The sequence below is a fragment of the Massilia sp. X63 genome (assembly GCF_041023745.1).
GTDB lineage: Bacteria > Pseudomonadota > Gammaproteobacteria > Burkholderiales > Burkholderiaceae_D > Telluria.
The window spans coordinates 1-20,848 of record NZ_JBFTEF010000008.1 but is presented as its reverse complement, the minus strand read 5'-3'; the positions used below and the strand labels follow the sequence as shown (position 1 = coordinate 20,848).

Annotated in this window: 18 protein-coding genes; 6 read left to right on the top strand and 12 right to left on the bottom strand. The window is 67.8% G+C overall.

The window, feature by feature from the left end; translation table 11 throughout:
- Positions 1 to 2 precede the first annotated feature (2 nt).
- Positions 3 to 566: a DUF934 domain-containing protein gene (locus tag AB3347_RS16505; protein ID WP_369092882.1), complete on the bottom strand. Its 564-nt coding sequence runs from the start codon at positions 564 to 566 to the stop codon at positions 3 to 5.
- Positions 559 to 2,247: a nitrite/sulfite reductase gene (locus AB3347_RS16500; protein WP_369093043.1), complete on the bottom strand. Its 1,689-nt coding sequence runs from the start codon at positions 2,245 to 2,247 to the stop codon at positions 559 to 561. The genes AB3347_RS16505 and AB3347_RS16500 overlap by 8 nt, the downstream gene beginning before the upstream one ends.
- Positions 2,248 to 2,426: 179 nt before the next feature.
- Between AB3347_RS16500 and AB3347_RS16495 the strand changes: the two genes are divergently transcribed.
- From AB3347_RS16495 to AB3347_RS16475, 5 genes are all read left to right on the top strand, one after another.
- Positions 2,427 to 3,365: a CysB family HTH-type transcriptional regulator gene (locus tag AB3347_RS16495; protein ID WP_369092881.1), complete on the top strand. Its 939-nt coding sequence runs from the start codon at positions 2,427 to 2,429 to the stop codon at positions 3,363 to 3,365.
- A gap of 16 nt (positions 3,366 to 3,381) precedes the next feature.
- Positions 3,382 to 4,053: a class I SAM-dependent methyltransferase gene (locus AB3347_RS16490; protein ID WP_369092880.1), complete on the top strand. Its 672-nt coding sequence runs from the start codon at positions 3,382 to 3,384 to the stop codon at positions 4,051 to 4,053.
- Positions 4,054 to 4,149: 96 nt separating this feature from the next.
- Positions 4,150 to 4,707, top strand: a complete 558-nt coding sequence (locus AB3347_RS16485) for a hypothetical protein (RefSeq protein WP_369092879.1) — start codon at positions 4,150 to 4,152, stop codon at positions 4,705 to 4,707.
- A 153-nt stretch (positions 4,708 to 4,860) separates the two neighbouring features.
- Positions 4,861 to 7,200, top strand: a complete 2,340-nt coding sequence (locus tag AB3347_RS16480; protein WP_369092878.1) for a DUF4214 domain-containing protein — start codon at positions 4,861 to 4,863, stop codon at positions 7,198 to 7,200.
- A 120-nt stretch (positions 7,201 to 7,320) separates the two neighbouring features.
- Entirely contained in the window at positions 7,321 to 7,827 is a 507-nt protein-coding gene (locus AB3347_RS16475) for a hypothetical protein (protein ID WP_369092877.1), read from the top strand.
- A gap of 24 nt (positions 7,828 to 7,851) precedes the next feature.
- Here AB3347_RS16475 and nhaA read toward each other — a convergent pair whose 3' ends face one another.
- The 3 genes from nhaA to AB3347_RS16460 all read right to left on the bottom strand — a co-directional run bounded on the left by nhaA (position 7,852) and on the right by AB3347_RS16460 (position 11,384).
- Positions 7,852 to 9,054: a Na+/H+ antiporter NhaA gene (gene nhaA / locus AB3347_RS16470; protein WP_369093042.1), complete on the bottom strand. Its 1,203-nt coding sequence runs from the start codon at positions 9,052 to 9,054 to the stop codon at positions 7,852 to 7,854.
- A 203-nt stretch (positions 9,055 to 9,257) separates the two neighbouring features.
- Complete coding sequence (locus AB3347_RS16465; RefSeq protein ID WP_369092876.1) at positions 9,258 to 10,736, bottom strand: alanine/glycine:cation symporter family protein; 1,479 nt, start codon at positions 10,734 to 10,736, stop codon at positions 9,258 to 9,260.
- 198 nt (positions 10,737 to 10,934) lie between these two features.
- Positions 10,935 to 11,384, bottom strand: coding sequence for a DUF2141 domain-containing protein (locus AB3347_RS16460; protein WP_369092875.1), 450 nt, complete (start codon positions 11,382 to 11,384; stop codon positions 10,935 to 10,937).
- Positions 11,385 to 11,470: 86 nt separating this feature from the next.
- Between AB3347_RS16460 and AB3347_RS16455 the strand changes: the two genes are divergently transcribed.
- Positions 11,471 to 12,043, top strand: a complete 573-nt coding sequence (locus tag AB3347_RS16455) for a sterol desaturase family protein (protein WP_369092874.1) — start codon at positions 11,471 to 11,473, stop codon at positions 12,041 to 12,043.
- On the opposite strand, the gene crtB is transcribed toward AB3347_RS16455, so the two are convergent.
- The 7 genes from crtB to AB3347_RS16420 all read right to left on the bottom strand — a co-directional run bounded on the left by crtB (position 11,940) and on the right by AB3347_RS16420 (position 20,743).
- Complete coding sequence (gene crtB, locus AB3347_RS16450; protein WP_369092873.1) at positions 11,940 to 12,920, bottom strand: 15-cis-phytoene synthase CrtB; 981 nt, start codon at positions 12,918 to 12,920, stop codon at positions 11,940 to 11,942. The two genes, AB3347_RS16455 and crtB, sit on opposite strands and share 104 nt — an antisense overlap.
- Complete coding sequence (locus AB3347_RS16445; RefSeq protein ID WP_369092872.1) at positions 12,917 to 14,446, bottom strand: phytoene desaturase; 1,530 nt, start codon at positions 14,444 to 14,446, stop codon at positions 12,917 to 12,919. The genes crtB and AB3347_RS16445 overlap by 4 nt, the downstream gene beginning before the upstream one ends.
- Positions 14,443 to 15,624, bottom strand: a complete 1,182-nt coding sequence (crtY, locus tag AB3347_RS16440) for a lycopene beta-cyclase CrtY (RefSeq protein ID WP_369092871.1) — start codon at positions 15,622 to 15,624, stop codon at positions 14,443 to 14,445. Before crtY ends, AB3347_RS16445 begins: the two co-directional genes overlap by 4 nt.
- Positions 15,617 to 16,942, bottom strand: a complete 1,326-nt coding sequence (locus tag AB3347_RS16435; protein WP_369092870.1) for a glycosyltransferase — start codon at positions 16,940 to 16,942, stop codon at positions 15,617 to 15,619. Before AB3347_RS16435 ends, crtY begins: the two co-directional genes overlap by 8 nt.
- A gap of 13 nt (positions 16,943 to 16,955) precedes the next feature.
- Positions 16,956 to 17,978 carry a polyprenyl synthetase family protein gene (locus AB3347_RS16430; RefSeq protein WP_369092869.1) on the bottom strand — a complete coding sequence of 341 codons (1,023 nt, stop codon included), beginning with the start codon at positions 17,976 to 17,978 and terminating at the stop codon, positions 16,956 to 16,958.
- A 384-nt stretch (positions 17,979 to 18,362) separates the two neighbouring features.
- Positions 18,363 to 19,376, bottom strand: coding sequence for a porin (locus tag AB3347_RS16425; protein WP_369092868.1), 1,014 nt, complete (start codon positions 19,374 to 19,376; stop codon positions 18,363 to 18,365).
- A 173-nt stretch (positions 19,377 to 19,549) separates the two neighbouring features.
- On the bottom strand, positions 19,550 to 20,743 hold the full coding sequence (locus AB3347_RS16420; protein ID WP_369092867.1) for a histidine kinase: 1,194 nt from the start codon (positions 20,741 to 20,743) through the stop codon (positions 19,550 to 19,552).
- Positions 20,744 to 20,848 lie beyond the last annotated feature (105 nt).

Sequence of the window (20,848 nt, the reverse complement as noted above, 5' to 3'; positions counted from 1 at the left end):
CCTTAAATGCCGGCGCCGACGTCGGTGAGTTCCGGCGGGGTCCCGCGCGGCACGCGGCGGAACAGCGGCAGCGGCTGGTCGCTTGATGCCTGGTAGGTTTCCGAGAACACGCTCAGGCCCTTGAGCGCATCGGTGATGCTGCGGTCCTGGCGGGTGGCGAAGGCATCGAAGCCGACGCGCGACAGGGGCCACAGCTGGTCGCGCAGCACGTCGCCGATGGCGCGCAATTCGCCGGTATAGGCCAGGCGGCGGCGCAGGTTGAAAGCGGTCGAGTAGCCGCGGCCGTCCGAGAACTTCGGGAAGTCCACGGCCACGACGCCGAAGCGGGACAGGTCGTCCTTGATGGCGGCGGCGGCTTCGTCCGGCGCCAGCCAGACGCCGATCTCGGTGCGGCCGGACAGCGCCGGGCGCTGCGCCTGCCACACGCCGAGTGGCACGATGAACTTGCCGTCCGGGACCACGACGGTTTCCGCGGTCTCGCCCTCGGCGAGGCGCAGCACGGTCCAGTCGTCCTCGACCACGTCGCGGTGCTTGATGATCTGCTTGTGCAGGACGAGATTAGGCATAGTGGTCCTCTCCAACCAGTTCGCCCGCCGCGATCGGCGTGGCATACACGTATTCCTTGAACGGCGCGACGCCCAGGCGCTGGGCGGTGTCCACGAAGCGTTCGCCTTCGAAGCGCTCGCGCACGTAGACTTCCAGCAGGCGGCCGACCACTTCCGGCATCTGCTGGGCCGAGAACGAGGGGCCGATGATCTTGCCGATCGCCGAGTTGTTTCCTTGCGAGCCGCCGATCGACACCTGGTACCACTCGCTGCCGTCCTTGTCGACGCCGAGGATGCCGATGGCGCCCACGTGGTGGTGGCCGCAGGCGTTGATGCAGCCCGAGATGTTCAGTTCGATGTCGCCGATGTCGTGCTGGAAGTCGAGGTTGTCGAAACGCTCGGCGATGGCGGCCGCGATCGGGATCGACTTGGCATTCGCCAGCGAGCAGAAATCGCCGCCCGGGCAGGCGATGATGTCGGTCAGCAGGCCGATGTTCGGCGTGGCGAGACCCCTGGCCTTGGCCAGCTGCCACAGTTCGAACAGCTTCGATTGCTCGACGTCGGCCAGCACCAGGTTCTGCTCGTGCGTCACGCGCAGCTCGCCGAAGCTGTATTTGTCGGCCAGGTCGGCCACGAAGTCCATCTGCTCGGCGGTCGCGTCGCCCGGCGGCACGCCGGTCTTCTTGAGCGACAGCACCACGGCGGCATAGCCCGGCACCTTGTGCGGCTTGACGTTGCGGTTGAGCCAGTTGGCGAAGGCCCGGTTGTCCGGGTGTGCGGCAGTCGGGTCGATGTCGTCGAGCGTGGCATAGCCGTGCGGCTGGAACCACTGGGCGACGCGGTCGAATTCTTCCTGGGTGAGCGTTTCCGGACCATCCTTCAGGTCTTCCCACTCTTCTTCCACCTGGCGCGTGAATTCCTCGACGCCGAGCGCCTTCAGCAGGATCTTGATGCGGGCCTTGTACTTGTTGTCGCGGCGGCCGTGCTGGTTGTACACGCGCATCACGGCTTCGGTATAGGTCAGCAGGTGCTGCCAGGGCAGGAAGTCGCGGATCACCGAGCCCAGGATCGGGGTGCGGCCCATGCCGCCGCCGGCCATGAACTTGAAGCCGACCTCGCCCGCCTCGTTCTTGACCAGGGTCAGGCCGATGTCGTGGATGGCGATCGCGGCGCGGTCTTCGACGGCGCCGTTGATCGCCACCTTGAACTTGCGCGGCAGGGCGATGAACTCGGGGTGGAAGGTGCTCCACTGGCGCAGGATCTCGGCGAAGGGACGCGGATCGATGATCTCGTCGGCCGCCACACCGGCGAACTCGTCGGTGGTGATGTTGCGGATGCAGTTGCCCGAGGTCTGGATCGCGTGCATCTCGACCGAGGCCAGGTCTTCCAGGATCTGCGGGGTATGCTCCAGCTCGATCCAGTTGTACTGGATGTTCTGGCGGGTGGTGAAGTGGCCGTATCCGCGATCGTACTTGCGAGCAATATGGGCGAACATGCGCATCTGCTTCGAGGCCAGCAGACCATAGGGCACGGCCACGCGCAGCATGTAGGCGTGGCGCTGCATGTAGAGGCCGTTCTGCAGGCGCAGCGGCAGGAATTCTTCTTCAAGCAGCTCACCGGACAGGCGGCGTTCCACCTGGCTGCGGTACTGCGCAATGCGTTCGCGCACGATGAGATGGTCGTAGTGGTCGTAGCGGTACATGGTCTCGTCCTTATGGGTAGACCTGTACAAACATTGTCCACCCGTTAAATGTACGGCCAAGTGTACGGACCAGTCTTTATATTCCAAACTACCGAGATTTCATTTGCTTATATGCGTAACTTGAATAAGCATCTTAAAATGTCATCTGCTGCCACTCTTTCAACAAAAACGCACCCTTCATGAATCTTCACCAGCTGCGCTTCGTGCGCGAAGCCGTTCGCCAGAACTACAACCTGACCGATGCGGCCAAGGCGCTGTTCACCTCCCAGCCCGGGGTCTCGAAAGCCATCATCGAACTCGAGGAGGAGCTCGGTGTTGACATTTTCACACGTCATGGCAAGCGCATCCGCGGGTTGACCGAGCCCGGCCGGCTGGTGCTGCAGTCGGTCGAGCTGATCATGCAGGAGATCGACAGCCTCAAGCGCATCGGCAAGGAATACGCGGCCCACGACAGCGGCAGCTTCACCATCGCCACCACCCACACCCAGGCGCGCTACATGCTGCCCAAGGTGGTGCAGGGCTTCATGCAGAAGTACCCGAAGGTGCGCCTGTCCCTGTTGCAAGGCAACCCGCGCCAGATCGCCGACATGGTCAAGAACGACCAGGCCGACCTGGCCATCGCCACCGAATCCATCGCCGCCATCGACGGCCTGATCACGCTGCCGTGCTACCAGTGGGAACACGTGCTGGTGGTGCCGCCCGAACACCCGTTGCTGCGCTCCAAGGCAGTGTCGCTGGAGGAAATCGCCGGCTACCCGGTAATCACCTACGATGCCGCCTTCGCCGGCCGCAGCAAGATCGACCACGCCTTCGGCCTGCGCAGCCTGAAGCCGGACGTGCTGCTGGAAGCCATCGATGCCGACGTCATCAAGACCTATGTCGAACTGGGCATGGGCGTCGGCATCATCGCCGGCATGGCCTTCGACCCGGAGCGCGACCGCAACCTGCGCGCCATCCCCGTCGGCCACCTGTTCGGCATGAACACCTCGCGGGTGGCGGTGAAGCAGGGCGCCTACCTGCGCAGCTATATTTATACCTTCATCGAACTGCTCGCCCCGACGCTCAACCGCAAGATGGTCGAGTCGGCAATGCGCGGTGGCGAAAACTACGAACTGTAAGAATCAAGGAAATACCATGAGCACTATCCCTGGAAACAACGATGTCGCCGACTTCTATACTGCGATCGCCGAGCATTACGACGCGCAGTTCCATGACGAGAGCGACGAAGACCGCCAGGACGACCTCGACGACGTGGCCGAGCAGGTGGCCGAGCTGATGCGCGGCCACACCGTGCTCGAGCTGGGCTGCGGCACCGGCTACTTTACCGACGTCATCGCCGAGACCGCCAAATCGGTACTGGCGACCGACATCAGCGAAGCCATGCTGAACGTGGCGCGCGAACACGGCGAGGGCCTGGAGAACGTCGCGTACCGTGTGGTCGATGCGCTCGATCTCCCCACCGACCTGGGCAAGTTCAGCGCCGTGTTCGCCGGCTTCCTGTGGTCGCATTTCAGGAAGGAAGAGCAGGATGCCTTCCTGGCCGGCCTGCGCGCCCGCATCGGCGCCAACGCGCTGCTGGTGCTGATCGACGACGAGTACGTCGAAGGCGCCAGCCCGACGATCGCGCGCACCGACCTGCAGGGCAACACCTGGGCCCAGTTCGTCGATGCCGACGGCAAGCGCCACGAGCTGCCCAAGAACTACCCGACCGACAGCGCGCTGCGCAAGCGCCTGGGCACGGCGGTACGCGAGATCAAGATCGGGCGCTGGGACAGCTGCTGGGCGCTGACCTGCAGGCTGAAGTAAGACAGCCGGCGAGGTCCTCGCATGCTACACGCTCGTTCGGAATTGCTTATCCTGCTCGACCAGAACAGTCATCAATTTTTATCCGAAGGGAATTGCATGAAATTTGCCGTCCATACCGTATTGGGTCTGTCCCTGGTCCTCGCCGCTCCCGCATTTGCCGCGCCCGCGGCGGCCCCCGCGCCAGTTGCGGCACCGGCAGCGGCCGTGGCGCCCAGCGCCGCCCACGTGAAAGCCGTGCAGGACCTGCTCGGCGCGATGCAGGTCGAAAAGCTGCTACGCGGCGTTGCCGGCCGCAGCCGCTACCAGAGCGCGGCGCAGCGCCAGGCGGTGTTTGCCAAGCTCGACAAGACGCCGCCGGCGGAAGTGCAGCGCCGCCTGGCCGGACCGCTGGCACAGGTCATCTCCGCCGAGACCGCGACCGAGATGACCCGCTTCTACCAGACTCCCTACGGCAAGCAGCTCATCGCGCAGAAGTACGACAGCGCGCCGCAAATCGTGATGTCGGGCATGAAGCCGGTGCTTGCGCCGGAAGAAAAGAAGGAACGCAAGCGCGCTGCCTACGTCAAGGCGAGCAAGGAGCTCGCGGATGCGCAGCCGGCGATCGAGCGCGAGGCCTTCCAGCTGCTGCAGATGATTAACAAGGAAAAGCGCTGAGCCCCGGCGTCGCAGGGCCGATCGGCGCTTTCCCGGCGCCGGCCGGCAGGCTGATTGGATGTTTACGCTGCCAGTATTGACGCAAAAGAAATATTTTCTGATTGGCAATAATCTTTGGTAGACTGGATGGCTTGATCGACAACAGGAGCCATCGTGCGACCACGCCACCTCGTCACTTCCCTTGCCTTGCTGTCGCTCGCTGCATGCGGCGACTCCACCCAGACCACCACCGGCGCGCAGCAGTCGCGCTCGTTCGCGACGACCAGCATTGCCGTCGCGCCCCTCGCGGCCGACTACCACCGCGTGGTGCAGCAGATCTATGTCGGCTACTTCGGCCGGCCGGCCGACGTCGGCGGGCTCGACTGGCATGCGAAGGTGCTGCTGGCGGCCGGCGCCCCGACGGACATCGCGGGCATCGCGCGCGCCTACGACAGCAACGCCGCGCTGCGTGCCGAGATCGACAGCTTCGGCACCAGCGCCGAGTCGGCCGCCCTCTACCCGGGCGATAACGGCCAGTTCATCGACGCGCTGTACCGCAATCTGTTCAACCGTGCGGCCGACCCGGCCGGCAAGGCGTTCTGGGTCAAGGCCCTCGACGACAAGCTGATGACGCGCGCCAGCGCCGCCATCCAGCTGATGTCCGGCGCGGGCGGCAGCGACGTCGCCATCATCGGCAACAAGACCTCGGCCGCCGGCGCCTTCACCGGGCTGCTGGCGATGCCGGTGCAGCAGGAGGGCTACAGCGGCCTGGCAGCCAACGCGGTGGTGCGCGGCGTGCTGGCCGAGGTCGGCGGCGGCACCGACCTGGCCGCCTTCAACGCCACCCTGCGCACCACCATCGCCGGCCTGGCCGCAACCGTCGCGCACAGCAAGGGCTGGGATATCGTGCCGCAGGCGCCCGCCATGAACAGCGCCACGCTGAAGGCGCCGGTGATCCTGCCGCTCCAGGTGGTCGCACGTCCGCCCGCGCAGCCGGCCGCGCCGCCGGTGCCGGCCACCCTCGCGGCCGCGCCGGCGGGGAGCAATCTCAAGTTGTGGTTGTACGACCCGCGCAGCAGCGCCGGCGCCGCCCTCGCGACCGGCATCTTCCTGCGCAACGTGACGGCCAACGGCGCCTGGAACTTCGTCGCCGCCGGCGCCGACGGCAGCCTGTACCAGCAGCTGGCGAGCGGCGCCAGCTATGAATTCGACGTGGTGGAACCGCAGGGCGGCGCGCTGCAGCGGCGCCGCTACCAGGCCAGCGTCTCGGGCGCCGGCGCGGTCGTGCTGCAGGACCAGAACGCCGATGCGAACGGCTACTACGCCGTCACCGTCGGCATGCCGGCCGACGTGACGGCCGAGGTCAAGCTGCGCCAGGAGGCGCTGCGCCTGCTGGCCGAACGTCCGGTGTCGAGCTTCCGCCCGACCTCGCAATGCCAGCTGCTGGACGCCGTGGCGCCGCAGCGCAGCTTCGCCACCGACCTGTCGGCCGGCTTCCCGAAAGTGCGCACCCGCCTGCCGTCCTTCGGCCAGCTGCGCTCGCTGATCATTCCGGTGGACTTCCCCGAAGTGGCTGGCCAGGGCGACCCGGGCAGCCTGTTCACGCCGCTCGCCAACGAGGTGCGCGACTTCTTCTACAAGCAGTCCTACGGCCGCCTGGCCTTCGAATTCGACATCCTGCCGAACTGGGTGCGCCTGCCGTTCAACCCGTCCAGGTATGGCTTCACTGCGGTGAACGGCTCGGGTGACTTCAGCGCTTACCGGAACGACATCTTCGCGATGCTCGACGGGCAGGTGGACTTCAGTCGCTACGACGCGGTCTACATCCTGGTGCCGAAGGAGATGCCGATGGCGAAGATGGGCTACGGCCCGGCCATCACCGGCCCGAGCTGGACCTCGACCGGCTACGTGATCAACGGCGCCACCGGCGGCGCCGACATGTACCTGCAGCCCGGCAACGAATGGCGCTGGATGGCGCACGAAACCGGCCACGCCTTCGGCCTGCATGACGAAGACCTCGACCACCGGACCCAGACCCTCGGCCACTGGGGCATCATGGCGATGAACTGGAGCCGTAACGCGATCGAGAACGTCGGCTGGGACCGCTACCTGCTGGGCTGGTTGCCGGAGGAGCAGGTGGCCTGCCTGCCGAAGGAGACCCTGAGCAGCGCCGGCACCAGCGTGGCGCTCGCGCCGCTGGTGCGCCAGGATGCCGGCACCAAGGCGGCCATGGTGCCGCTGTCGGGCACCAGGATCCTGGTGATGGAATCGCGCAAGAACGAAGGTTATGACCGCATCGCCGCGGGCAACGAGGGCGTGCTGGTGTATACGGTGGACATGACGCTCGCTACGCTCAAGGGCGGCTACCGCACCGTGCGCCGCCCGGGCTCGATCGACCCGAACTTCGAGGATGCCGCGTTGCGCAGCGGCGAGTCGGTGAGCGTCGACGGCGTGACGGTCACGGTGACGGCCTCGGGCAAGGATGGCGACACGGTGAGGATCAGCCGGCAGTAAGCCTGTGGCGCTGCGCAGGGCCGCGGGCAGGCGCAGCCCCGTCCTGCGTGGCGACACGGGGACGCGAGGGACACTACAGTTGAGTGACCGTTCTCAACTTTTGTCCAGGAGTCTGACACCATGCCATTTCGCAGCCTGCTTTCCTCCATCCTGATCGGCGCTGTCGCCAGCGCCCGCTCCATGACGCCGATGGCCACCATCGCCACGGCGCGCCTCGCCAAGCGCGACACCCCGGGCGAACTGTTCCTGCTCGACCGTCCGCTGTTCAAGTATGGTGCGCTGGCCATGGGCGCCGGGGAGCTGGTCGGCGACAAGATGAAGTCGGCGCCCGACCGCACCGTGTTCCTGGGCCTGCTGGCACGGGTGATGAGCGCCGGCATCGCCGGCGCGGCGCTGGCGCCGCATGGGCGGGAAAAGGCAGGCGCCGCGGCCGCGGTGGCCACCGCCGTACCGCTCGCCTACCTGACGCTGGCCGGGCGCAAGCAGGCCATGGCGAAGATCGGCCAGACCCGCAGCGGACTGATCGAAGATGCCTTGATCGTCGCGGCCGGCGCGGCGATCGTTGCCCTGTCCACCAATGCGCGCAACGACCATGCGCGCACCGCGCTGCAACGGGCGCGGACCTGAATCGGCACTCCCGGCGTCACACGTTCAGGGCGCCTCGAAGTCGAGCGTATCGGTATCGCGGTCGCTCGCCAGCGGCCCGCCCCACAGCTTCAGCCAGGTGAAGCCGGCGACGCCGGCCACCGTTGATGCCGCCAGGATCGCCATCTTGGATCCGTTGATGGCATCCGGTGCGCCCGTGAAGGCCAGGTTGGTGATGAAGATCGACATCGTGAAGCCGATCCCGCCCAGCAGGCCTGCGCCCAGGACGTGACGCCAGGCCAGGTCGAGCGGCAGGCGGCACAGGCCGAGCGCCACCGCCGCAAAGCTGAACAGGAAGATGCCGACCGGCTTGCCGGCCACCAGGCCGAGGATGATCCCCAGGCTGTTCGGGCTCAGGAGTTCGGAAGCCCAGCCGGCGCCGATCACGATCCCCGTATTGGCCAGCGCGAACACCGGCAGGATCAGGAAGGTGACCGGCTTGTGCAGCACGTGTTCGAGCCGGTGCGAGGGCGAGTCCGCATCGTCTTCCTTGGCGGAATAGGGAATGGCGAAGGCCAGCAGCACGCCGGCGATGGTCGCATGCACGCCCGACTTGAGCATCAGGAACCACATCAGCGCGCCTCCTGCCAGGTAGGGCAGCAGCGCCATCACGCGCAGCACGCGGTTCATTGCCAGCAGGCCGGCAAACACGGCCAGCGCCCCGAGCAGGTAGAGGAAGGACAAATCAGTGGTGTAGAACAGGGCGATGACGACGATCGCGCCCAGGTCGTCCATCACGGCCAGCGCCGTCAGGAAGATCTTGAGCGAGGCCGGCACCCGGCTGCCGAGCAGGGCCAGCACGCCGAGCGCGAAGGCGATGTCGGTCGCCATCGGGATGCCGACCCCGGCCTGGGTGGGCGTGCCGCCGTTCAGGACGAAGTGGATCAGGGCCGGCACCGCGATGCCCCCGGCAGCGGCCAGGATCGGCAGCATGGCGTTGCGCAGGTCGGACAGTTCGCCGTTGTAGAGCTCGCGCTCGAGCTCGAGGCCGATCAGGAGGAAGAAGATCGCCATCAGGGCGTCGTTGACCCAGTGCTCGATGCTCAGCCCCGCGACATGCTGATGCCAGAAGCCGAGCCAGGCCGGGCCGAGCGTCGAATTGGCGAGTGCCAGCGAGACCAGCGTGCAGGCGATCAGCATGATGCCGCCGGCCTTGCTCGAATGGATGAATGCCTTGAAGGTCCGGGAGAGGCGGCGTTCGATGCGCATCATGCGGCCACCAGGGCGGCGTGACGGGAACGGGAGATGAGCAGGGAAGCGGGATGGATGCCGTGCATGATGGTCGCGAGTAAGCCGCGTGGCGGCCCGACCATCGCGCATCCTGTCGTACCGCCATGGTACGAACACCCGCGCCCAGTATAACAGAGGAGAGAGCGGCCGCGCCGGGCAGCGCGGCCGCCGTGGGACGATGCCTAGCTGACGGTCTCGGTCGACGCGGTGGCACCCGCGGCCTTGTCCTGGGCATTGCGCTGCACCCAGTAGTCGGCATTCTGGATGCCCAGCGCCATCGGATCGAAGACCGGGTCCTTGCCCTGGGCCTTCTGCGCCTCGTAGTCGCGCAGGCACTTGAAGGCCACGTTACGCAGCAACAGGATCGCCACGATGTTCAGCCAGGCCATCAGGCCCACGCCCAGGTCGCCCAGGGCCCATGCGGCATCCGCGGTCTTGATCGCGCCGTAGAAGGTGGTGGCGATCATGCACAGCTTCAGCACGAAGGTCATCCAGGGGCGGCTGGTAGCACGGTTGATGTAGGCGATGTTGGTTTCGGCGATGTAGTAATAGGCAACGATGGTCGTGAACGCGAAGAACAGCAGGGCGATCGCGACGAACATCGAGCCGAAGCCCGGCATGATGTTCTCCAGCGCGGTCTGGACATAGCCCGGGCCTGCGGCGACACCCTGCACGCCGGTGAACATCGGCGCGCCGTTCGGCGCCTGCACGTTGTACTGGCCGGTGATCAGGAGCATGAAGGCGGTGGCCGAGCACACGAACAGGGTGTCGACGTAGACCGAGAAGCCCTGCACCAGGCCCTGCTTGGCCGGGTGGCTGACCTCCGCCGCCGACGACGCGTGCGGGCCGGTGCCCTGGCCGGCTTCGTTGGAGTACACCCCGCGCTTGACGCCCCACTGGATCGCCATGCCGATGATGGCGCCGAACGCCGCGTCCATGCCGAAGGCCGAGCTGAAGATCAGGCTCAGCACGTGCGGCAGCTGGTCGATGTGCAGGGCCACGATGATGCAGGCCACTACCACGTAGCCGAGCGCCATGAAGGGCACCACGTATTCGGCGAAGGTGGCGATGCGCTTGACGCCGCCGAAGATGATGAAGGCCAGCGCGATCGCCAGCACGGCGCCGGTCACCGTGGTATCGACGCCGGCGGCGGTCTTCAGGCTCTCGGCGATCGAGTTGGCCTGCACGCCCGGCAGCAGCACGCCGGTGGCGAGGATGGTCACGAACGCGAACAGCAGCGCGTACCACTTCACGCCCAGGCCCTTCTCGATGTAGAAGGCCGGGCCGCCGCGGAATTCCCTGTTGATCGATTCCTTGTATACCTGGCCCAGGGTCGATTCGACGAAGGCCGAGCTGGCGCCGAGGAAGGCCACCATCCACATCCAGAACACCGCGCCGGGGCCGCCGAAGGTGATGGCGGTGGCGACGCCGGCGATGTTGCCGGTGCCGACGCGGCCGGCCAGGGTCATGGTCAGCGCCTGGAAGGACGAGACGCCCTGGTCGGAGCTTTTCCCGTCCATCATCAGGCGCGTCATCTCGCGCACGTGGCGCAACTGCAGGAAGCGCGAGCGGATGGAAAAATACAGGCCGGCGCCCAGGCACAGCGCGATCAGCGCCGTGCTCCAGACATAGCCGTTGATGGTGTTGACCAACTCATTCATTTACGTGATCCCCGTAGCAAGTCTCGTGTTCGATCATGGCCGGAAACGCTGCCCGGCCGCTTGTGGATTGCAACGATACCCGAAGCCTTGCTTGATTCCTATCGTTATTTTTTGACTTGAAACAGGCGCCCTCGAATAGTGCAGCGCAGCATGGTTTTTCGGGCGCCTTGCCATGGGGGAGGGCGCGGCGGCACGCTTTCAGTGCAGCTTCACCGGCGCCACCGTGGTCCCGTCGCGGACCTCGATGGCGGCGTCGTCGAAACCGGGCGGACCGAAGCGGCCGGCGGCGTCGCGGCTGAAGCCGTAGTTCTCTTTCGGAATGCCGAGGAAATTGCGGTCGAGCTCCTTGTTCTCGTTCTCGTCCTGGTAGGCCAGCACCGCCCAAGTGCCGGGCGGGATGTCCTTCAAGCTGACCACGGTCTCGCCTTCGCGGGCCGGCACCGAGGCGCTGTAGGCGCATTGCTTGAGGAAGCGCTCGCGGTCGCACACGGCGACGTTGACCTTGCCCTTGCCGCCGGCCACATTCGTGACCCTGACTTCGACGGTGGCGGCGGATGCCGGCGTGGGGATGACGTGGGCGGCCAGCAGCAGGGCGCAGGAAAGCGCGGCGCTCAGTACGGCAGGCCGCGAGGTGCATGCTTGGGGCATGGATGTCCTTTCGTTGATGAAGATGATGCTTGTACCGTCGCTGAACCGCGCCCGACGGTGCATGTCAGTCGTGCAAGGCGGCGCCTGTGGTAGGCTCCGGATATTCCGTCCACCGCTTTCGCGCCATGCTGCTCAATGCCCTCATCGTCGTGCTCACCGTCGTACTGATGGAAGTGTTTTCCATCGTCGCGCACAAGTATGTGATGCACGGCTTCGGCTGGGGCTGGCACCGCTCGCACCACGAGCCGCGCAGCGGCTGGTTCGAAAAGAACGACCTCTACGCCGTGGTGTTCGCCGGCGTGGCGATCGCCCTGATCTGGTTCGGCACCGAAGGCGCGTGGCCGCTGCAGTGGATCGGCGCCGGCATGACCGCCTACGGCTTCCTGTATTTCGTCGCCCACGACGGCCTGGTGCACCAGCGCTGGCCCTTCCGCTACACGCCGCGCAGCGGCTACCTCAAGCGCCTGTACCAGGCCCACCGCATGCACCACGCGGTCGAGGGCAAGGACGGCGCCGTGTCCTTCGGTTTCCTGTACGCGCCGCCGGTGCACAAGCTCAAGCAGGCCTTGCATGCGCAGCACGGGGGACGTCCACCGCGCCGCCCGGACGCGGCCACAGCGCCGGATCGCGCGGCCGCGCAGCAGGATCGCGCGCACTGAGGCGCGAGGCCAGGGCCATCGCTCCCCCCTTTGCCAGCAGCCACAGCTTGGTCGCCTTGCCGGTGCCGGCACGCGCGTCCCAGGCGCGTGCGCCGCGCCGCTTCACCTCGATGCCGATCTGCCGATAGACGTTGCGCGCGCTGGCGATCGCCCAGGCCGAGCGCAGGGGCAGGGCGGCGATGCCGTCGCGCGCCGAGTCGTAGTAGGGCTCGGCGTAGTCGACCAGCCTGGCCGCGACCTGCGCCAGCGCCGCGCGGTGGCGCGGCTCGGCCAGCTCGTGCGGCGCAATGCCGGCTTCGCGCAGCCACTGCGCCGGCAGGTAGCAGCGGCCGATGCCGGCATCGGCCACGATGTCGCGCGCGATGTTGGTAAGCTGGAAGGCCAGGCCCAGGTCGCAGGCGCGGTCGAGCACCCGGGGATCGCGTGCGCCCATGATCGACGCCATCATCAGCCCGACCACGCCGGCCACGTGGTAGCAATAGCGCAGGGTGTCGTCGATGGTCTCGTAGCGGGCGCCCTCGACGTCCATCGCGAAGCCGGCCAGGTGGTCGAAGGCGAAGCGCGGGTCGATATGGTGGCGCAGCGCCACTTCCTGGAAGGCGGCAAAGGCGGGATCCTGCATCGGCTCGCCGGCATAGGCGCGGCGCGTCTCGGCTTCGAGCAGCGCCAGCGCGGCGGCGCCATCGTGGGGCGCCGGCGCGGTGGCCTGGAAGCCGAGTTCCTGGCCGTCCACCACGTCGTCGCAGTGGCGGCACCAGGCGTACAGCATCAGCACGCTGCGCCGTGTGGCCGGGTCGAACAGGCGCGCGGCGGCGGCAAAGCTTTTCGACCCGACCTCGATGGTGCGGGTCGCGTGATCCATCAGCGCTTCGCTCATGCCCGCGCCTCCTCCTGGAAGGCGGCGGCTTCGCTCAACATCAGGCCGGCGGTGGCCTTGGCCGAACCGATCACGCCCGGCACGCCGGCGCCCGGATGGGTGCCGGCGCCGACCAGGTACAGGTTGGCCAGCTCGGCGTCGCGGTTGTGCGGGCGGAACCAGGCGCTCTGGGTCAGGATCGGCTCGAGCGAGAAGGCCGAGCCGAGGTGGGCGTTGAGCTGGTCGCGGAAGTCCACCGGGGTGAAGAAGCGGCTGGTGACCAGCTGGCTGCGCAGGCCCGGCATGTAGCGCTGCTCGAGGTAGTCGAGGATGCGGTCGCGGTAGCGTGGGCCCTCCACCGACCAGTCGATCGGCGCATTGCCCAGGTGCGGCACCGGCGCCAGCACGTAGTGGCTGCCGCAGCCGGGCGGGGCCAGCGACGGGTCGGTGACGCAGGGCGCGTGCAGGTAGAGCGAGAAGTCGTCGGCCAGTTGCTGGCCCTGGAAGATGTCCTTGATCAGCGCCCGGTAGCGCGGGCCGAAGCAGACCGTGTGGTGCTGCAGTTGTTCGTGGTGCTTGTCGAGGCCGAAGTAGAGCACGAACAGCGAATTGCTGAAGCGCTTCTTGCGCAGGGACTCGCCTTCGGCCGCGCCGCGCGGGTGCTGGCCCAGCAGCTTGGCATAGGTATGGACCACGTCGGCGTTCGAGGCCACCGCATCGGCCGGGAACAGGCGGCCGTCTTCCAGGCGCACGCCGCTCACGCGATTGCCGGCCGCTTCGATGCGCGCCACCGGGGCGTTGACTTCGATGCGGCCGCCGATGTCCTGGAACAGGCGCACCATGGCGCGCACCAGGGCGCCGGTGCCGCCGCGCGGGAACCACACGCCCCACTGGCGCTCGAGCGCGTGGATCAGGGTATAGATCGAACTGGTGGCGAAGGGATTGCCGCCCACCAGCAGCGAATGGAAAGAAAAAGCCTGGCGCAGCTGCTCGTCCTGGATGAAGCGCGCCACCATGCCGTACACGCTGCGCCAGGCCTGCAGGCGGGCCAGCTGCGGACCGGCCGCGATCATGTCGCGGAACGAGAGGAAGGGCACGGCGCCGAGCTTCAGATAGCCCTCGTCGAACACCGCCTTCGAGTAGGCCAGGAAGCGGCGATAGCCTTCCACGTCCTGCGGGTTACGGGCATGGATCTGGCGGTCGAGCGCGTCCTGGTCGTTGGCGTAGTCGAAGTGGCTGCCGTCCTCCCAGCACAGGCGGTAGAAGGGCGCGACCGGCAGCATCTCGACGTAGTCGGCCATGCGCTTGCCGGCGGCCGCGAACAGTTCTTCGATGCAGGACGGATCGGTGATCACGGTCGGTCCGGCGTCGAACACGAAGCCCTGGTCTTCGTAGACGTAGGCGCGGCCGCCCGGCTTGTCGCGCTTTTCGAGCAGCGTGACCTGCTGGCCGCCGGCCTGCAGCCGGATGGCAAGCGCGAGGCCGCCAAAGCCCGCGCCGATCACCACGGTGTTCTTTTTCTGATTGTGCTGATTGTGCGAATTCATGCTGGTTTCCTGATCTGGTCGGGGTGGATCTTGCATGCCGCCGCCAGGGCTTGCGCCACCGGCACCGGCGGTTTGCCGCTGAGCAGGCGCGCCTTGTCGCCCAGTCGCAGGCGCCCGGCGTAGAAGCGGGCGACCAGGGGCGCCGGCAGGCGGTAGAAGCGTTGCATCACGCGCCAGCGCGCCTCGGGCCGGCCGGCCAGGAACAGCATGCGGTTGAGCAGCCGGAAGAAGCGCTGGCCCTGCCATTCGCGCCGGGCTTCTTCGCGGATCGCGGCGAACAGGCGCGTGGCGTCGAGATCGTCCAGGGCGGCGACGCGCTCGGCCAGGCGCACCGCGTGCGGCAGCGAATAGCCGGTGGTCGGATGGAACAGGCCGGCGCGCAGGCCGCTGCAGGGCTGTCCGTGCAGGTCGTCCCAGAAGGCCTCGAAGTCGCCGGCCAGCACGATCGGCAGCGAGCCCTGTTCTTCGCGCTCCACGTGGACGACCTGCCAGCCGCGCTGTTGCGCATAGGCCGCGATGTTGGCGCGCAGGCGCTCCGGCTCCCAGGCGGCGCTGTCGACGTAATGGGTGTCCTCGACCAGCACCCGGTCGGGCCCGAAGGGCAGCAGGTAGACGAAGCGGTAGCCGCCCTGTTGTTCGACCGTCGCATCCATGATCACCGGGGCCGCCAGGCCGTGCGGGGCCGCCAGGCGCAGCTCCTGGCCCAGGAAGGTCTGGTAGCCGAGCGAGAGGCGGGTGGTGGGCCGCATGCCGCGGCCGTCGACGACGGCGCGGGCGTGAACGGTCTGGCCGTCGGCCAGCACCACCGTGGTCGGCGTCACCGATGCGATCCGCACGCCGGTGAGCAGCGAGGCGCCGAGCGCCGGCTCGATCACGCGCGCGAAGTCGCTCGATGCGATGCTGGCATAGCCGCCCTCCAGCGTGCGCGCCAGCTCGGGGAAGGCGACGTCGTAGCGCGGCCAGCGCTGCGACACCAGCGGCGCGATCCAGGCCCGCTGGCCAGGGCTCAGGTCGCTGTCGTGGAAGGACCAGGTATGCTGGCCGCCGATGTGCTCTTCGCCCTCGAGCAGCAGGATGCGCAGCTCCGGGCGCAGCGCGCGCAGGCGCCAGGCCAGCAGGCCGTTGGCGAGACCGCCGCCGGCCAGCACCAGGTCGTAGTGAAGCGCGGGCTTATCCAAGGTGGGCCATGTCCAGTGTGCTGGCATCGGGGCGGCGGCCCGTCTGCAGCGCCGCCTCGATGAGGTCGGCCGCGCGGCGCGTGCCGCCGGCCTGCGCCAGGCTGGCGGACAGCGCGTCCAGGCGCGCGCCGAAGCCGGGCTCGTCGAGCAAGCGCCGCAGCAGCCGCGCCAGGCCGGCGCTGCCGGTAAAGCGGGCCGATGCCTTCAGACCCAGGCCCGCATGGACCACGCGCGCGGCGGCGCCGGGCTGGTCGAAGGCGATCGGCAGGGCCAGGATCGGCGTGCGCGCGGCGATCGCATCCATGACGGTGTTCGAGCCGGCGTGCGAGACCACCACGTCGGCCCGTTCGAGCACCGCCTGCTGGTCGGCAAAGGCGCACACCCAGGTGGCGCCGGCCTGCGCCAGCACGGCTTCCTGGCGCGCATCCAGCCCGCCGCAGTGCGCGACCAGCAACTGCACATCGAGCGCCCGGCAGGCCTGCGCGATGCGCTTGAACAGGGCCAGGCGTCCGCCCTGCATGGTGCCCAGTGACGCGAACACGAAGGGACGCCCGGCGGCGACTTCGGGCACGAACTGCTGCGCCGCCGCGCCCGCGTGCCGGCCGGTGGGACGCAGCGGCCCCACATGGTGGAAGTGCGGCGGCAGCGCGCGCCGCGGGAAGTCGAAGGCGGCCACGGTCTGGCTGACCTGGACCAGCGGCGACAGGCATTCGTGCAGACCGTCGCGCGCGGGCAGGCCCAGGCGGCGCGCATTGGCCGCGATGGCGCGCCGGTGCGGCGTCATCATCCAGTCGTAGACCCGGGTGCTGCCCTCGTAGATCTTGTGCGCGCGTTCGCGCTCGTGCTCGCCCTCGGGGTAGTCGAAGGGCATCACCGGCAGCGGGATGCCGGGTTCGCGGTTGACCGGCAGCGCGCAGGCGACCGAGACGAAGGGCAGGCCGAGGCTTTCGGCGACCAGTCCGCCCGCCGCTTCCATCTGGTCGGCGATGATGGCGTCGATCCCGAGGGTGTCGATGGCGCGCGGCAGTTCGCGGCACAGCATGTCGGTGCCGGCCGCCATGTCGAGGATGACCCGGCGCAGCCCGAGCGGCCCGCCCGGGTTGGCGGCGCGCTCCAGCGCGGCCGCGAGCGAACCGGGCGGATGGGTGGCGGCGCCGACCGCGTGGAAGCCGAGCTGCGGATCCTTGACATAGGCGGCGGCGTCCGGCCGGTGCACGAAGCTGACGCGGTGGCCGCGGTCGACCAGTTCGCCGGCGAGCGCGCCCAGGGCGCTGTAGTGGCTGTAGAAGGCGGGTGCCACGACCCCGAAATGCGCCATGTGCGTTCCCGGGTCAGTTCACGAGTACTTCGCGGCCGCGCACCTGGTCGGCGGCCGGCGCGGCGGCCGGCGCGGCAGGAGACGCCGCACCCGGCAGCGCGGCCTCGCCGAAGCGCAGGCGCGCACGGCCCTGCGCGAACAGGCCGCCGACGAACAGGCGCGTGACGGCCTGGGCGCCGAGCGCGTCTTCCAGGTGGCGCTGCGCATCGTGCAGGTGCCGCGCCAGGCGGCGCTGCGCCTCGTCGAAACCGAGCGAGGCGAGCAGGGTGGATTTGCCGAGATCCTTGCCGGTGTCCTTGCCGCTCTCGGCCCCGGTGAGCGCGATGTCGGTGCCCGGCAGGTCGAGGAAGTCGTCGCGGATCTGGAAGGCATGGCCGGCCGCCAGCGCGAAGGCGCGCAGCGACTGCGCCACGCGCTCGTCGGCCTGGGCAAGGATGGCGGCCATGTCGACGGCGACGCCGAGCAGCACCCCGGTCTTGAGTTCGTTGGTGGTGGCGATGGCGTCGGGGGTACGCGCGCCGCCGTGCAGGTCCTGGTATTGGCCGCGTACCAGGCCCTGGCTGCCGACGGTTTCGGCCAGGCGCGCCACCAGGCGCGTGCGGGTCACCGGGGGGATGTCGGCGGCGCTCGCCAGCACCCCGAAGGCGCGGCTGAGCAGGGCCACCGAGGCCAGGATGGCGACATCCTCGCCGTACTGCACGTGGATGGCCGGCTTGCCGCGCCGGAGCCGGGCGTTGTCCATGCAGGGCATGTCGTCCAGCATCAGCGAAGCCGCATGCACCATCTCGACCGCGCAGGCCACGTCGGCCAGGGCCGGCGAGGTGCAGCCGAGGTCGCGCGCCACCAGCATCACCAGCAGCGGCCGCATGCGCTTGCCGGCGCTGAGCGCACCGGCACGCATGGCCGCGGCCAGCAAGTCGGCCTGGTCGCCGGAATCGGCCAGCAGGGCGGCCATGCGTTCCTCGATGGCCTCGCGCAAGTCGTCCAGTTGCTGCGCATGCGGTTCCTCGCCCTGCGCCAGGTCAAATCCATTCATGGCCCCATTCAGGGTCCCGTCGAGCCTCGGTGCCGCTGTAGTCATGCGCTAACCCCTTCTGGCCGAGCCGGAAATAGGAAGTTCGAAATGCGGAAATTGCCAGATTTGCTGATAATCATACCGGAAGCAATATTGAGCAATCGTTAATTTTTTCAATCGTGTGCAGTTTTTTTGAGGTGCATGCGTGTGCGTGCCTGCGAAGCACCGCAGCGCCGCAGGGACGTATTAAACTTGAAAACTTGGCCACGTTCGAGCAAGCGGCGAAGGTGAGCGGGACAATGCAGGGACGCGGGACGGCCGGCGAAGGCCGTGCCCGGAAGGGGAACATGCCGGCTGGCCGGCATGCTGATGCGCACGCGGCAGTGGCCGCGCGCGCGGGACGGCTTAGAAGCTGTGGCGCACGCCCACGTTGAACACGCGCGGATCGGCGCCCAGCGCCGTTGCCGGCGGGGCGATGGCCACCGACGAGGAGCTGATGCCGAAGGCGGCGCGGCCATTGTTGCGCAGCTGGGCGTAGGTGGTGTAGATGTTGGTGCGCTTCGACAGTGCGTAGGTATAGGCCAGCGACACGGTGTTGCCCTTGGCGCCGGATTCCAGCTTCTGCTGCTGGAAGTTCAGGAAGAACTTGTTCGGGCCGGTGGTGTAGGCGGCGCCAATGTTGGCGTTCTTGTACTCGTTGTTGGCCCCGGTCTGGTCGGCCACCAGGTAATTGCCCTTGATCTCGAAGGCGCCGAAGCTGTAGCCGGCGCCGAAGGCGTATTCCTTGTCGTCGCCGCTAGCCAGGCGCTCGAGCACATGGTAGCCGCCGCCCAGGTACAGGCCGCCGTTCTTGTATTCCAGCGACACGCCCATCAGGTCGCCCGACGGGTCCACGCTCTTCTCGCCGGTGGCGTAGGCGGCGTTGACGGTGAAGCCGCTCATCGCGTTGCTCTTGTAGTTGACCGAATTGGCCAGGCGGCGGGTCAGGCGGTTGCTGGCGAAGGCCGACAGGTTGCTGCCGTACAGGCCCTGGCCCAGCACGTCGCTGGCCGCGGCGACGGCGGCGATCGGGCTGTATTCGCGGCCCACGGTCAGGGTGCCGAAGTTGCCTTGCAGGCCGACCACGGCGCGGCGGCCGAACAGGTTCGAGTCGGCTGCGCCGGTATCCAGGGCGACGCCGGCTTCGATGTTGAACAGCGCCTTCAGGCCATTGCCCAGGTCTTCGGTGCCGCGGAAACCGATGCGGCTGCTCGACTGGTTGCCCGAATTGATCACGGTGCGGCTGTCTTCACCCGGTGCGCCGGTGTCTTCCACGGCGATTGCTGCATCCATCACACCATAGATCTGGACGTTGGTCTGGGCGTGGGCGAACAGCGGCAGGGCGGACAGCAGCGCGGCTGCCAGGGTTTTGCACTTCATGTAGAGCTCCTTAGGTTTGGACAGGATGTCGAGTTATTCAACACTCGGATCGAAGCGGATAGTACAGAGCGAATATTTCCGCTTAGTGACATCCTGATATGCCAGACAGCCAACGGCGCCCGGGAGGAGAATGCTCGAGGAGAATGCTGAGGGAAATGACACGCGCTGGAAGCTCAGCCGCTGCTCTCTTCCCCGATGACGCGGCCGGCCAGCGGCAGCACGATGTCGATGCTGGTGCCGCTCTCGTCGCTGCCGATGGTGATCTGGCCCTGCATGGCCCAGACCCGCTCGCGCATGCCCACCAGGCCCAGCGATTCCTTCTTTTCCATGTCTTCGCTGCGGATGCCGCGGCCGTCGTCGCGGATGGCGAGCAGCAGCTCGCCGTCGACCCGGTCCAGCGTGAGCAGCACCTGGGTCGCGCCGGCGTGGCGCGCGATGTTGGTCAGGGCTTCCTGCACGATGCGGAAGATGACGGTGCTGGCGGTATCGTCGAGGCGCAGCTCGGCTTCTTCGGCCACCAGGGTGCAGGCGATGCCGTGGCGCTCGGTGAAATCGTCGCGCAGGCCCTGCAGCGCGAAATACAGGCCGCCTTCGTCGAGCGCGCGCGGGCGCAGGTTGGTGGCGATGCGGCGCAGCGAGGCGATCGCCATCAGGAGGTTGGTTTCCATGCCTTCGATCAGGCGCTGGCTCGGCTCGGGCAGCTGGTTGTTGCCCTGTAGTAGGGTCAAGTCCATGCGCAGCGAGGCCAGCAGCTGGCCGAGGTCGTCGTGCAGTTCGCGCGCGATATGGGTGCGTTCTTCTTCGCGGATGGTCTGCAGCGCCGAGGACAGCTGGCGCAGCTGGTCGTGCGAGCGCGCCAGCGTCTGCTGCACCAGGTGGCGCTCGGAGACGTCGCGCAGGATCACGGTACAGACCTCGTGTCCGTCGTGCTCGACGGTGGAGACCGAGCCTTCGATCGGGAACAGCTGGCCGTTGCTGCGGATCCCGGTGACGGCGTAGTCGGTGGCGCGCCGTCCGGCGCGGCCGCCGCCGGCCGGAAAATAGTCGTAGGGCGTGCGGGCGTCGTGCACCGGCGGCTGGATGAAACGCGCCAGCGAGCTCCCCTGCATGGCGTTGACGCTGCTGGCGAACATGTGGGCCGCGGCCGGATTGGCGAACAGGATGACGGCGTGCTCGTCGATGGACAGGATGGCGTCGCTGGCGCTGTGGATGATGCGCCGCCCGTCGAAAGGACGAACGATGCGCTGCACACAGCGCGCACGGCGCAAGGCGGCCGCCGCATGGCCGGCGCAATAGCCGCCCAGGAAGGAGAACACGAGAACCGTGGTGCCCGGAGCACGCCGGCGGGGGCGTCGCTGTGGTGTCATGCGGGAAGCAGCAAAGAGAGGCCAAGGAAAGGCCGGGAGCTCTACATTACGGCGAGGGGGCGGGGCGGGGCTTGATGCGAGACAAGGGGGGCGGAACGGCGGGGG